This is a genomic window from Leptolyngbya sp. FACHB-711 (assembly GCF_014695615.1).
GTDB lineage: Bacteria > Cyanobacteriota > Cyanobacteriia > Elainellales > Elainellaceae > Leptolyngbya_A.
Genome location: NZ_JACJOR010000124.1, coordinates 1 through 13523, shown reverse-complemented (window position 1 = coordinate 13523; position 13523 = coordinate 1). Strand labels below are relative to the sequence as shown.

9 protein-coding genes are annotated in these 13523 nt (G+C 51.5%); 2 read left to right on the top strand and 7 right to left on the bottom strand.

What is annotated here, in order from left to right:
• Both H6F80_RS03940 and glgP read right to left on the bottom strand, forming a co-directional pair.
• Positions 1 to 903, bottom strand: a 903-nt coding sequence (locus H6F80_RS03940) for a DUF2382 domain-containing protein (RefSeq protein WP_242067146.1), incomplete at its 3' end; no start/stop codon positions are given.
• A 731-nt stretch (positions 904 to 1634) separates the two neighbouring features.
• A complete protein-coding gene (gene glgP / locus H6F80_RS03935; RefSeq protein WP_190790306.1) occupies positions 1635 to 4289 on the bottom strand; it encodes an alpha-glucan family phosphorylase in 2655 nt (884 codons plus the stop codon).
• Positions 4290 to 5345: 1056 nt separating this feature from the next.
• Here glgP and H6F80_RS03930 point away from each other — a divergent pair.
• Positions 5346 to 6314, top strand: coding sequence for an RNA polymerase sigma factor, RpoD/SigA family (locus H6F80_RS03930; protein WP_190790305.1), 969 nt, complete (start codon positions 5346 to 5348; stop codon positions 6312 to 6314).
• Between the two features lie 330 nt (positions 6315 to 6644).
• Here H6F80_RS03930 and H6F80_RS03925 read toward each other — a convergent pair whose 3' ends face one another.
• The 5 genes from H6F80_RS03925 to H6F80_RS03905 form a co-directional block, all read right to left on the bottom strand.
• Positions 6645 to 7454: a tetratricopeptide repeat protein gene (locus H6F80_RS03925; protein ID WP_190790304.1), complete on the bottom strand. Its 810-nt coding sequence runs from the start codon at positions 7452 to 7454 to the stop codon at positions 6645 to 6647.
• A gap of 225 nt (positions 7455 to 7679) precedes the next feature.
• Complete coding sequence (locus tag H6F80_RS03920) at positions 7680 to 9539, bottom strand: PhnE/PtxC family ABC transporter permease (RefSeq protein ID WP_242067145.1); 1860 nt, start codon at positions 9537 to 9539, stop codon at positions 7680 to 7682.
• Positions 9508 to 10263: an ATP-binding cassette domain-containing protein gene (locus tag H6F80_RS03915; RefSeq protein WP_190790303.1), complete on the bottom strand. Its 756-nt coding sequence runs from the start codon at positions 10261 to 10263 to the stop codon at positions 9508 to 9510. The genes H6F80_RS03920 and H6F80_RS03915 overlap by 32 nt, the downstream gene beginning before the upstream one ends.
• 37 nt (positions 10264 to 10300) lie before the next feature.
• Positions 10301 to 11218, bottom strand: coding sequence for a putative selenate ABC transporter substrate-binding protein (locus H6F80_RS03910; protein ID WP_190790302.1), 918 nt, complete (start codon positions 11216 to 11218; stop codon positions 10301 to 10303).
• A gap of 221 nt (positions 11219 to 11439) precedes the next feature.
• Positions 11440 to 12675, bottom strand: a complete 1236-nt coding sequence (locus tag H6F80_RS03905) for a methionine gamma-lyase family protein (protein ID WP_190790301.1) — start codon at positions 12673 to 12675, stop codon at positions 11440 to 11442.
• 165 nt (positions 12676 to 12840) lie between these two features.
• Between H6F80_RS03905 and H6F80_RS03900 the strand changes: the two genes are divergently transcribed.
• A partial coding sequence (locus H6F80_RS03900; protein WP_190790300.1) for an acyl-CoA desaturase occupies positions 12841 to 13523 on the top strand: 683 nt, incomplete at its 3' end.

The window sequence follows — 13523 nt, the reverse complement described above, 5'->3', positions numbered from 1 at the left end:
GATCGGGTTGCCGTCTTTGTCGATGTTGAGTTCTTCACGGCGCAGAGTTTCATCTGCAACCACGGTATCGCGATCGATTTCCTTCCGTACCGTTACTTCCTCGCGCAGGACGGTTTCTTTGCGAATGTCGGGCGTTTCTTCGTAGACTTCCATCCGCACAGCGTCATCATGGAAGGCATCACTCGTGTCGCCAGCCACCACCTGGCCAGCAGCGGTGCGCTCGATGACAACCCGCTCTCTCTCGATGGGGACTGCAACATGCGCGGTTTCAGTTTCAACTGTTTTACCGATCGCTACTTCACCCGTCTTCTGGCGGTGCTTGTTAGCAATCAGGCGTTCCTGATACAGCTTCAGAGTTTGGTGGTCGCGATCGTTCATGCCATACATAGCAGCGTCACGATCGTAGGTGTAGCTGTTGCGATCGTAGGTGGTGTCAGCGGTGACAGGCGTATCGATCGTATCCATTGCCGTCATGTCAGAAGTCATCATGCCAGCCGTTGATGCCGTACCCATTGTGGTTGCAGCAGTCGTAGTACCCATGGACGGACGATAAACGCCACGCACTTCTTCTTCGTAGTCGTAGTCAGTTTTTTCCAGGTCGTTGAACTTAGGTAAAGCTTCAACCTGCTCGCGAGTCAGATTGGTTGCATAGATACGCTGGGAGGTAGAATCAATGCTTGCCATACCAACAGGCAGCAGCACTTTCTTACCGAAAATCCAAAATCCACTGTCAACCACAAAGTAGCGGAACTCACCTGTTTGATCATCCACTAAAATGTCATGCACAGAGCCAACCTTATCATCGCCCTGAGCATAGACATCATAGGACTTAACATCATCAAGGCTAGAACCCATTTCAGAAGAGAATTCTTGATGATCAGGATAGAAATCCTCGAGTTTCATTAAAGGCATTTCGTGAAGTCTCCTTAGTGTTTGTTGTGTGCCGTATTTATTCTTTAACATTAAGGATTTTTCAATCTAAATCACCTTTCGTTGGGGAGACAATTAAAAATAAGCAAGCAAGACTTTAGTTGTAGATCAGCCTGAAATTTTTAGCGATCGCGAGCATAAACGAGCATCGACAACCTATGACACTCCAGACAATCTGAAAAGGGATAACGAACATGGTTTAAGGAGTCTGGAATGATTGGCTTGAGAGGGTTTGGCCTCCTAAATCCTCATTACAAACGGCAGGAAATTTTTCATTTTCGCGAAAAAATGGAACATCATCCTACTATTCTTTTCTGGGAAAATTACAGAAGAACTTAAGGCATTGCTGATCCGAGGGATGAATTCTGTAAGAGTGGCTTGCAAACTACCCCTAGCGCAGAACCCCCTATCCGAGAATCTGATTTCCATTCAGCAATGCCGGACTTAACTCTCGAATTGTTTCTGAACGATAAATTTTTCCACCTTACTTCTGGTCGAACCCGTTCTGCGGGAATCTGTAACATCACCATTAGGAATTGGCGTCCCTAACTTGTGACCTTTTAAGGCACATACCACCGTCCCTAATTCCGAGGAAACCAGCCTTCTTTAGGGCTTGAAAGTCCTCAGGATTAGGGAACAGGTCAGGCAACGGATTAGAAATGATAGAGGGCGTTGTAGAGCCTCAACCCTGCTGAGGTAACCGCCTAACTCGATAGCGTTAGTCCTGCTTCATAAGGACTGCTGAGGTTTTCATGTTGCGGCATGACACGCAGCGAGAACCCTTGTAGACCGCTATTCTGGTATGCAATGTCAACCATGTAGATGCTGATATGGGGATGCTGTGGATCTGTGCCCTGGTACTCCATCACGACTGGGGAACCCCGTTCGATATCACCATTGGCATTTACAGCTCCTTGATACAGTTCCACCCGCACATCTTGAGGTGTAAGTACCCCTAAGCTGAGTCTGGCTTTTACACCGATCGCCTGACCCACTTTAACGTTTGCGGGTTCAGACACATCCACCTGTTCGATCTTGATGTCATACCAGTGTTCAAACAGATGGCTTTTCCAGTGCGCCAGTTCTTTGGCAGGGGCATAGCGGTCAGCCATCATAATGCGATAGCGATCGCTGGCAGGGAAGTAAGCGCGTGTGGCATATTCACCAACCATCCGTGCAGTGTTGAAATGAGGACAGTTGATCCGAATCGCGTCCTTCATTTTGGCAATCCAGCCATGCGGCAGTCCTTCATCATCGCGATCGTAAAATAGGGGCACGACCTCCTGTTCTAAAAGGTCATACAGGGCATTTGCCTCGACTTCATCCTGGTATTCCAAGTCGTCGTAGTCTTCGCCGTGACCGATCGCCCAGCCCGTTCGCACGTAGTCTGCTTCGGCCCACCAGCCATCCAGCACGCTCAAGTTTGGCAGTCCGTTCATCGCGGCTTTCATGCCGCTGGTTCCCGATGCTTCTCTGGGACGGCGGGGCGTATTTAGCCAGACATCGCAGCCAGCTACCATTAACCGGGCTACATGAACATCGTAGTTAGGCACAAAAACAATATTGTGCTGCATTCCCTGTTCACGAATGAAGTGCGTGACTTGCCGAATTAGCTCTTTCCCTGGGCTGTCTTTCGGGTGCGCCTTGCCCGCAATCACAAACTGAACCGATCGCTTCTGGATTGGATCTCCTTTGGTGCGATCGGCATTTGCCCCCAGCAGAATGCGCTTAATTCGCTCCACATTGCGCAGGAACAGGGTGGCGCGTTTGTAGGTGGCAAAGCGGCGGGCAAACCCAATTGTCAGTACCGAGGGGTCAAGCACATCTTGAGCAGCAGCAAGCTCAGTCGGAGAAGCACCGCGATCGCGCAGGCTGTGCTGCAAACGTTCCCGCACAAAGACGATCATTTCCGATCGGCAGCGTTCATGGTTGCGCCACAACTCCTCGTCGGGAATGGAATAAACCCGCCCCCATAGGGGATGATCCGCCGGGGCACTCGACCAGCTTGGACCCAAATAGCGATCGTATAGATCCTGATTCGCAGGCGCAACACAGCTTCGGGCATGAACGCCGTTGGTAATAGAGGTAATAGGCACTTCGTCGGTGGGCAGTGTAGACCAGAGTTTGCCGAACATCGACCGCGACACTTCGCCGTGAAGCTGACTCACCCCATTCACAAAAGTTGCCGTCTGAATTGCCAGCACTGCCATACTAAACGGCGAAGACAAATCCCCAGTGTTTTCGCGCCCCAGCGACAGAAACTCTTCTCTGGAAAGTCTGAATTTCTCAGCGTAGTACCCCAGGTAGTACAACACCTTGTCAGGCGGAAACAAATCGATGCCGGCCGGGACAGGCGTATGAGTCGTAAAAATCTGGCTGGACTGCGCCACCTGCTTTGCTTCTCTAAAGGTTAGCCCTTCTTCTTCAATCAAAATGCGGATTCGCTCCAGTGCCATAAACGCAGAATGCCCTTCGTTCATGTGGTATGCCGTGGGTTGGAGCCCCAATGCTCGCAGCATTCGCACGCCGCCAATGCCAAGCATGATTTCTTGATGAATTCTTAGATCGAGGTCTCCGCCGTAGAGCTGGTCGGTAATATTCTGGTCGTAGGTGTTGTTTGGCTCAATGTTGGTATCCATTAAATAGAGCGGAACCGTTCCCACCTGCACTCGCCAGACCCGGGCATAAACGGTTCGACCCGGATATTCCACAGCAATTCGCAGCTCCGAGCCATCTGGATTGCGCTCCAGGTGCAGCGGCATATTATAAAAGTCATTGAGTGGGTAACGTTCCTGCTGCCAGCCATCTGCGTTCAGGTATTGGGCGAAATAGCCCTGCTGATACAGCAAACCCACGCCGACTAGCGGCAGCCCTAGATCGCTTGCAGATTTGAGGTGATCGCCTGCCAGAACTCCTAAGCCACCCGAGTAAATGGGCAGAGCGACGGTTAAGCCAAACTCTGCTGAAAAGTAGGCGTAGCAATCTTGAGACGTCGAGGCACTCGTTGGAGGTTCGGCCAGACCCTCGGCTGTGCTGCCACTATTGTTGCCTTTAATATTGCGGTGCTTGCGATACCAGGTGCGCTCGGTTAAATACTCCTCAAGTTGGCGGGCTGCTCGGTGCATTTGAGCCAGAAACCCTTCATCCTCTGCTGCCTCTCGCAGGCGTTCCTGGCTGATGGTTCCCAGCAGCAAAATGGGATTGTAACGGCTGGATTCCCATAGCTCGCGATCGAGCCGTCGAAATAAATTTGCAGTCTCAGCATTCCAATCCCAATGCAGATTGTAGGCAAGCTGGCGTAGGGGTTCTAGCTTGGTAGGCAGAGAAGGGGAAACATTAAAAATGCGAATTGGCTTCATAGTTCAACCAGGCTCCGTCGATTTTGGGCGAGAGTCTCGGCACGAATCTCTAGCAGAGATCTTGTAGCAACAATCGGGGGAACTGACCTCTACCAGGAGTCTCTAGTCATTGTGACGCTGGCAGCCGGAACCAGGGAAAGTCTTAATACTCTTTTCTGAGTTTTTCTAATTTCTTCGCGGTAGAGTAAGGCTGAGCATTAGAAAAGTTAACAAAGCGATCGTTCAAAAGTTCGATTCTTCTCAGGGAAAATTCCCCTGATTTTGTGTCTCAGGGTGCATTTGTAAATCTAGAACGCCCAGTATTCTAGGATTTATCAAAGGAAGGGGCCATACAAAGTCGAATTGTTTGAGGGGTGTGACAAACACGTTAACTAATGTTACGATTATTAAAATTCAAGTTATGAAGGGGTCAAATAGCAGTCAAGCACAAGGACTCTAGACTCAGAAATACAATGCTCGCATTGCTGATTCTGCTTCTAAGTCTTGATTGCATTCGAGAAACGGTGTTGCATTCGAGAAACGGTGTCGAAAATTTTTGTAACATCTTGCGGTAGCTGTCACATCCTGAAGCGATATCTATCCCATCTCTCTCCGGTATCATCGCTCTGACCTGATACGGCGACTGATTCTCATCAAATTTCAGCAGGTGTAGTGCTTTTAGCTTCTCTTTAATGAAGCTCTCAGCTCTCGTCAAATCGTGCAGAGCAGGCGATCGTCTGTTCTAGCTACTTTGTTTTACAAAGGGCGATAAGAAAGAGTGACAAGTCTGAGCGCAGTTTGCAGTTCATGCTGCAATTCCATGATTAGTTCACAGTGAATTCATAAAACTCACGGTGAATCGACTGCGAACCGACTGTAAACAGGCATTTGTGAATAAGTACTGAGGTAGAGCCTTCCAGCGCAGCTATCTCTCTAACGCATTTGTCCTGAGTCATTTGTTACTTCTTTGTTTCAAGCATCTTTGTTCTAAACAAAGTAAATCAAGCAAAGTAATCCTGCGAATCGTCAACCTAACCCATCCCCACTCGTGTCCTCAGAAGCTAGAGTATCGGCAATATGAAGACGACTTTACCCTCCACATCTTCCGCAGACATGGTTCGCGCCTACCTCCGCGAGATTGGTCGTGTCCCTCTGTTAACGCATGAGCAAGAAATTCTTTACGGTAAGCAAGTTCAGCGACTTAGCATTTTTAATGAAATCAAGGAAGCCCTGACTGAAAAGCTGGGGCATGAACCCAGTCTTGAAGAGTGGTCAACCGCAGCAAAAACCTCCCTCGAAGAACTCGATCAGGTCATCATCGAAGGCGAACGAGCCAAGCGAAAGATGGTCGAGGCAAATTTGCGTCTTGTGGTGTCGGTTGCTAAGAAGTACATCAAGCGCAATGTCGATCTGCTCGACCTGATTCAGGAAGGGACGATTGGAATGCAGCGCGGCGTTGAAAAGTTCGATCCGACCAAGGGCTATCGCTTCTCGACCTATGCTTACTGGTGGATTCGCCAGGCAATTACCCGCGCCATTGCCGAAAAGGGACGCACTATCCGCCTCCCGATTCACATCACGGAAAAGCTAAATAAAATCAAAAAAGCACAGCGACAGCTCTCGCAAAAGCTTGGACGAGCTGCAACCCCGGCAGAACTGGCAGCAGAACTGGAACTCACCCCCCGCCAGGTGAGGGAATATCTGGAACGGGCACGCCAGCCCCTCTCCCTAGATCTGCGGGTCGGAGACAACCAGGACACCGAACTCGGCGAACTGCTGGAAGATACGGGTCCATCTCCTGAGGATTTTGCCACTCAATCTTCTCTGCGAACGGAACTCGATCAGCTCATGGCAGACTTAACGCCGCAGCAGCGCGAAGTCCTTTCCCTCCGCTTTGGGCTAGAAGATGGGCAATCGCTCACCTTGGCAAAAATTGGTGATCGGCTCAACATTAGCCGAGAACGAGTCCGCCAGATCGAGCGGGAAGCTCTGACCAAACTGCGGAAGCGCAGAGCCGACATTCGAGAATACCTCGCTGTTAGCTAATTCGATTTTCCGTCCAGTTTCGCATTAGCAACGCGATCGGAGTCACCTAATCGTCACTCAATCCTGAAATTGGGACGATCGATTTTGAGCCGAAGATAGAGAGGTGAATTGAACCTCCTATCCTAAAAGTTGAAAGTCGATCGTCCCACTGTTGTCTTTAAAAGTTGTCCTTAAAAAAACGTCCCTTCCCTCTGATCAACTTAAATTTGAGATGAGGCTTTAGACGATCGCTAGGGTGCATGAATTTCTGGATGAGAGGCATTCTCCCCAGAAGCTGATGCGTGACGCTACCCCATCCTACGGAAACTCACTCGTTCGCCTACCCATTCCCTATCGCACCAACTCCTGAAACTGAGCATGACTCCGAACTCGATCAAAGCAGGGATCGGTTTGTGCCATGACCCGGTAAAGATTAGGACTGATCACGATCGCCCGATGCAGGGCTCGCAGGGTTTGGTCGATATCGCCTTGCATTGCATAGGAACAGGCTTGACCATACCAGGCGTTGGGGTTGTCTGACTGATATTTAAGGGATTTGTCGAAGCAGATAAGGGCTTCTGCATGGCGATCGAGCTTGATCAGCACTAAACCTTTGTAATTCCAGGCATAGTAGCAGCTTCGCTTGATTGCAAGGGCAGTATCGATGCTGGTAAGGGCATCTTCGTAGCGGCGCAGCGAGGCAAGAGCAACGGCACGGCTATACCAGGCGCGATAGTTATTGGGCTTGAGTTCGATTGCCCGATCGAGGGCAGTAACCGCTTCCCGATACTGGTAAAGGCAAAGGTGAGTGTGCCCGGTGTTGTACCAGACTTTGGCATTATCTGTGCCGTACTTAAGTGCCTGAGTGAAGCTGGTGATGGCTTCTTCTAACCGTCCGAGTTTTGCCAGCGCGATGCCTCTGCCGTGCCAGGCGAGGGGATACTTTGGCTTAATCCGAATTGCCTTATCAAAGCTGACGATCGCTTCTTCATAAGCGCCCATTTCATAGAGGGCACAGCCTCGTTGGCTCCAGACCTCGTAATGATCGGGCTGCGCTAGCAAAAACTTATCGAAGCGGGCAATGGCTCCCTCGAAACGTCCAACGCGAAATAGGGCAGTGCCCTGGTCGTACCAGGTTTGTAGCTCTTGACTTTGACTCATAACGGATGTGAGTCTGACCCCGCTCTAGTAAAGATTGACAGATGGAAATTCTAATAAAGATACAGAAATAAAGCCTGGGTGAATGTTCCCAGCCGTGATTTCTTCAACAGATATTCTGCCGATGATGATGGTGTAGTGCAACCCTGCCCTAATCTTGCCCACTTTAATGAACGGAACCAAACTTTTGCCAAATCGCGGAAGGGGAGATTTTCACCCAGTGGCTTTTCACCGCAGCAATCGTCTAGCGGTACGGCTGATCCAATCCACGCCAACCGTCATCAAGACGAAACAGCCCAGCGTCACAATTAAACTGCTGTAGTTAAAACTGCTCAACTGTTCGCTAACCAGCCGCCCCAACCCACCTGCTCCCACCAGCCCAACAATTACGGTTTCTCGCGTGCAGACCTCCCAGCGATACAGAATGTAGGCAAGAAAACGGGTCAAGGTAAGCGGCAGCATTCCATACAAAAAGACGATCGCTGCTGGAGTTCCCTGAGCTTTGAGCGCAACGATCGGACGTTGATCCAGGTTTTCATTTACTTCTGCCATCAGCCGTCCTAAAATGCCCCAGTTGTGAATGCCCAGGGCGATCGCTCCGGGCAAAATTCCGGGAAACAGGATAAATAAGGAAATTAGTGCCCAGATCGGGGCGGGGATCGATCGAAACAGCAGCAACAGCAGCCGAGACGAAATCAGCAGCAGCCAGCTTGATCCCTGCGCGATCCTACTTGTGCTAAAGGGTTGCAGCAGTCCGCCCGGCAGGAAAATGTTGCGAGCCGAGGGGAAAGACAGCACAATCCCGCCCAATCCTGCCAGGGTAATCGCGAGAACCGACATGGCGATCGTTTCCAGGCAGAGGCGAATCAATTGCGGAAATTGAGCGAGTTGAAAGTTAGGCGGGAAGGTTGTTCGCCCCACTTCTCCTAACAGCGTCACGGTACGAGGCGACCAGAGTTTGCTGTAGTCTGCCCCGACAAACCAAAAACAAAAGGGGATGAGGACGATCATCCCCAGTCCTGCCAGGGTGAGGCTGGGCTGCCACCTGGTTTGGAACAGGAACCTGGAAATTCTTGAGGGGAAGCTGTTTTCGTGGGGGGGCTGAAGTTGGGGGTAAATGATCAATCCTCTAACGCTTGCATTGCCCCCTAAATCCCCCAAGGCTGGAGAACTTTGAGACGGAAGCTGCCTGGCTCGGCGGCGTAGATTGAGATCGAGGCGCGTAGGTGCTCCGAGGCGATGGCGCAGCAGGGCACTGGCTAGATCGACCAGACTGTTGAGCATGATCAGCGCGTAAAACAGCGTCCAAAGCTGCTCGTAGCGGAGCGATTGCAAACTCAACAAAATTTGATATCCCACTCCTCCGGCTCCGATGATCCCCAGAACGGCAGCCGATCGCAGTGAACATTCAAAGCGATAAAAGCTATAGGAAATCAGATCGAGGGCAGCCTGGGGAAGCAGCGTGTAGAAGAAAGCAGTCAGGGGCAGCACACCGCTATTCAGCAGGGCATTGAGCGGTTCGCGGGGGGTTTCGTCCAGCGTTTCGGAAAAGACTTTAGAGACGATCGCGCTGTAGGGAACAACGATCGCCACAATGCCCACCAAGGGATCAAGCCCAAACAGATTAACGAAAAATAGTCCCCAGATCAGCTCATGAATTGCACGCGGAACCAAGAGGATTACCCGGAGTCCCTGTCCAAAAAATTGCCCCGCTGCCCAACGCGGAAAGACAGACTGCCACCAAACTTCTGAGATCAATACGCCGCCCAGAAGTCCCACAGTGACACTGAGAACTGTGCCGCAGACGGCAAAGGCAAGCGTGACTAGACTGGCATTCCAGGTAAGCTGCAAGAATTCTGGACTTAGATCGGGGTGAATACTGGCGCGAAAAAATTGTCCGAGCTGAGGCAGCCCCCGAAAGTTCAGCAAATCCTGCTGGAAGAGTCCCGCCATGTAGCCGGAAAAGCCGATCGCCCCCAGCATCAGCAGAAACCAGCGCGTTTGGGCAGTCCACAGCGAGGGGCGCGGCATAAACCGAGAAGACATCAGCAGTTCCTCATCGCTGGTAAAGGCTGGAAATGAGCGCATCACTTACCTGATGAACAGGCAGATCAAAGAAAACCTGTCCGGCGCGCAGTCCAATAATTCGATCGAAGTGGCTTTTTGCCAGCTCGATCGAATGAATGCTGACCACCAGCGTTTTACCGTCGATCGCTGCCAAGCCACAAAGCAGATTCATAATCTCGCGGCTGAGCTGGGGATCAAGACTGGCGACGGGTTCATCTGCCAGGATTGCGATCGGGTCTTGCACCAGCACCCGGGCAATGGCAACGCGCTGCTGCTGTCCGCCAGAGAGAGAATCAGTGCGATCGTAGAGCTTCTCTGGAATGCCGACCCGATGCAGAGCCTTGGCTGCCGTCTCCAAATCTTGCGGATAAATCAACGACAGAGCCGCCTTCCAGAACGACCATCTGCCCAAGTGACCCGCGTTGACGTTGTGAACGACGGCGAGATGATTCACCAGATGAAACTGCTGATACACCGTGCCGATCTGCCGCTGAACTCGCCGCATTTTCGCCGCCGAAAGACAATTCAAAGGCTGTCCCAGTGCCCAGACTTCCCCTTGCGTGGGGAGCAGTGTGCCGTTGAGTAGCCGCAGCAGTGTGCTCTTCCCGGCTCCACTCGACCCGACTAACGCCACCCGTTCTCCTGAATTAATATGCAGATTTAAACCAGTCAGAGCTACGAACTGCCCAAACCGCTGCGTGACCTGCCGCAGTTCAAAAATCGGGTCAAAAAGGGGAAGTGCCACGATCGATCAAATCGATGAGTGAAATCGATAAGTGAAATTACTGAATCTTGCCAATTTGCCGCCCAACTTGCTCGATCTGCTGATAGTTCGAGTTTTTCGTGGGGATGAACTTCTTTGCGCCAAACAAATCGAGGATTTCCTTTTGCTCCGGCACATTGGGATCAAGCTTGAGCAGGGCTGTCTTCAATTTCTCAACAAAATCAGCCCCATAGCGTTCAGCCAGTTGGGGATTGACGACCCAGTGATAGTCGAAATAGGCGGGAGTCCGCCAGAGAACTTCAACTTTATTCAGATCAACCTCGCCCGCATCGACGCGCTTTTGCCAAACCTGCTCGTTCAGCACGCCTGCATCGTAGGTTCCAGCTTCTACCAGCTTGAGCGTAGCATCGTGATTTTTGGAAAAGCCGACCTGTCCTTTAAAGTCTTCCAGCTTCATGCCTGCCTGCTCCAGGAAGTATTGCGGCATCAACCGACCTGAGGTAGAAGACTCGCTGCCAAAGGTGAACGTGCGTCCTTTTAAAGTTTGTAGCCCGTTAATTTCCTGAAACGGCTTCAGTCCAGACTGCTTATGGGCAATAAATACGCTGTGAAAGTCTGCATCAATGTCGCGCTGGACGATCGCCTCCGCCCCCGGAACCTGAAGCCGCGCCTGTACGCCCGTTAGTCCGCCAAACCAAACGAGATCGAGATCGCCCACCTTAAAGGCAGTCACCGCTGCCGTGTAGTCCGTCACGGGCTTGTACTCAACCGGAACGCCCAGTTCCTGGGTCAGATAGGCAGAGAGCTTGCCATAGAGTCGCTGAAGCTTTTCTGGATCTTGGTCGGGAATTGCCCCTGCAACCAGCGGTTTAACTGCTGCCTGATCGCCAGAACTTGCCGTTGAATTGGGGTTTGAGGTACAGGAAGCGATTGGCAAAAGCAGTGCCAACAGCGCAGGAACAAAAACTCGTTTCATACAATTCCTACAAAACAATGCCTATAACTAAGGATGAAGAAATGCCTACAAAAAGATGAAAAGAAAGCAATTCTCTATCGTAACGAATTTCTCCGGCTAGACAGAAGGCGAGCGACCTTTGCTCAGAAGCTAAAATTAGCCAGTCTCTAACTTTGCAGGACGCCCTCCTCGCAGTATTCATCGCCTCTAAGCTTAAATCCCTGCACCTTGCATCCATCCCGTCATCCCTCACATTGCCCCACCTCCTCGATCGCCGCCTCTAGTGCAAGCGCAATATGAGTCCAATGCGTCCCGCCCTGACAAAAGACAACGTAGGGTTCGCGCAGCGGGCCATCGGCTGAAAATTCGGAAGTGCTGCCGTCGATAAACGTGCCGCCCGCCATCACCAGATCGCTTTCGTAGCCGGGCATTTGAGCAGGAATCGGACTGAGATAAGAGCCGATCGGAGAATAAGACTGAACCGCTTTGCAAAAGGCAATAATTTTTTCGGGTGAGCCAAGCTTGATTGCCTGGATTACGTCTCGCCGCGGAGCAAAAGGCGCAGGGTTCACCGGATAGCCAAGCTGATCGAACACATAAGCCGTGAGGTGATTGCCCTTCATCGCCTCGCCGACCATTTGCGGAGCCAGAAAAAGCCCCTGAAACAGCAGCCGATTTTGATCAAATGTTGCACCGCCTTCTCTGCCGATGCCGGGAGCCGTGAGCCGAAACGCTGCTCGCTCCACTAAATCGGCGCGTCCTGCTACATAGCCACCTGCCGGAACGATCGTCCCTCCGGGATTTTTGATCAGCGATCCGGCAATGAGATCCGCGCCCACAGCAGGCGGTTCCTGGTCTTCGATAAATTCGCCGTAGCAGTTGTCCACAAAGCACACCGTTTCGGGATTTTGCTGCTTGACCAGGCGAACAATTTTTTCGATGTCTAGAATCGAGAGGCTGGGTCGCCAGGAGTAGCCGCACGATCGCTGAATATGAACCAGGCGCGTTGCTGGACGAATGGCAGCGGCAAGGGTTTGCCAGTCGATTTCTCCTGATTCGGTCAGTTCTAGCTGGCGATAAGTAATGCCAAACTCTTTGAGGGAACCCTGTCCCTGTCCGCGCAGCCCGATCACTTCTTCCAAAGTATCGTAGGGCGCACCCGCAACAGCAAGCATTTCATCCCCCGGTCGCAGCACGCCGAACAGCGCAGCGGCGATCGCATGTGTGCCCGACACAAACTGAACGCGCACGGCTGCGGCTTCTGCCCCCACCACATCAGCAAACACGCGATCGAGAATTTCTCTGCCTAAATCATCGTGTCCATACCCGGTCACACCCGCAAAATGGTGGACGCCAACCTGGTGTCGCCGGAATGCTTCTAGCACTCGCCGGAGATTTTTCTTGACCTTCGTGTCAATAGAGGAAAAAATCGGAGATAGTGTCTGCTGCGCCTCCTGAAGCCGGTTAAAGCTGTTCATTGCCTGGCTGTTCATTGACTGTTTATCTCCCGGCTCCTTGCAAAACATCTGGCGATCGAATGGGATAATCCCTTGGTAGGAGGTTCCAAGCAGAATCTCTCGGTACGATCGCGTTGTTCATTGTCGCGCAAATTCAGACCGACTTGTTCACATTGAGATTGCTACATGACTACTGCATCAGTTAAAACACTCCGCCGCGATTGGGTCGTCATCGGCTTTATGGTGTTCGTCCATGCTGTGGCACTTCTTGCCCTGCTTCCGAGTAACTTTAGCTGGACGGCAGTTGGGCTAGCGGTATTCTTGCATTGGTTTACGGGTTGCTTAGGAGTGACGCTGGGTTGGCATCGATTGATTACGCACCGCAGCTTTCAAACTCCTAAATGGCTAGAGTATGCGTTAATGTTTTGCGGAACGCTGTCTATGCAAGGGGGTCCGATCTCCTGGGTTGGGCTGCATCGTCACCACCACCTTCACTCAGACGAAGATAGCGATCATCACGATTCCAATAAAGGCTTTTGGTGGAGTCATCTGGGCTGGATGCTCCGAGAAATTCCGGCAAAGGCTGACGTGCCAAGGTACACCAAAGATATTGGAGACGATCCCTTCTATCAGTTCTGTGAGAACTATTTCTTCCCGATTCAAGTGGCGTTTGCGGGCATTCTCTATCTGATCGGCGGGATGCCATTCCTGATTTGGGGTGTTTTTGTGCGTCTGATCATGGTCTATCACTCAACCTGGCTGGTGAACAGTGCCACGCACAAGTTTGGCTACCGCAACTTCGAGTCTACCGACAAATCGACGAACTGCTGGTGGGTTGCAATCCTAGCTTATGGCGAAGGCTGGCACAA

Coding starts and splice junctions, on each gene's coding strand:
- glgP (WP_190790306.1), bottom strand. CDS start 4,289: ATGAAGCCAATTCGCATTTTTAATGTTTCCCCTTCTCTGCCTACCAAG.
- H6F80_RS03925 (WP_190790304.1), bottom strand. CDS start 7,454: ATGAGTCAAAGTCAAGAGCTACAAACCTGGTACGACCAGGGCACTGCC.
- H6F80_RS03930 (WP_190790305.1), top strand. CDS start 5,346: ATGAAGACGACTTTACCCTCCACATCTTCCGCAGACATGGTTCGCGCC.
- H6F80_RS03905 (WP_190790301.1), bottom strand. CDS start 12,675: ATGAACAGCTTTAACCGGCTTCAGGAGGCGCAGCAGACACTATCTCCG.
- H6F80_RS03920 (WP_242067145.1), bottom strand. CDS start 9,539: ATGCGCTCATTTCCAGCCTTTACCAGCGATGAGGAACTGCTGATGTCT.
- H6F80_RS03910 (WP_190790302.1), bottom strand. CDS start 11,218: ATGAAACGAGTTTTTGTTCCTGCGCTGTTGGCACTGCTTTTGCCAATC.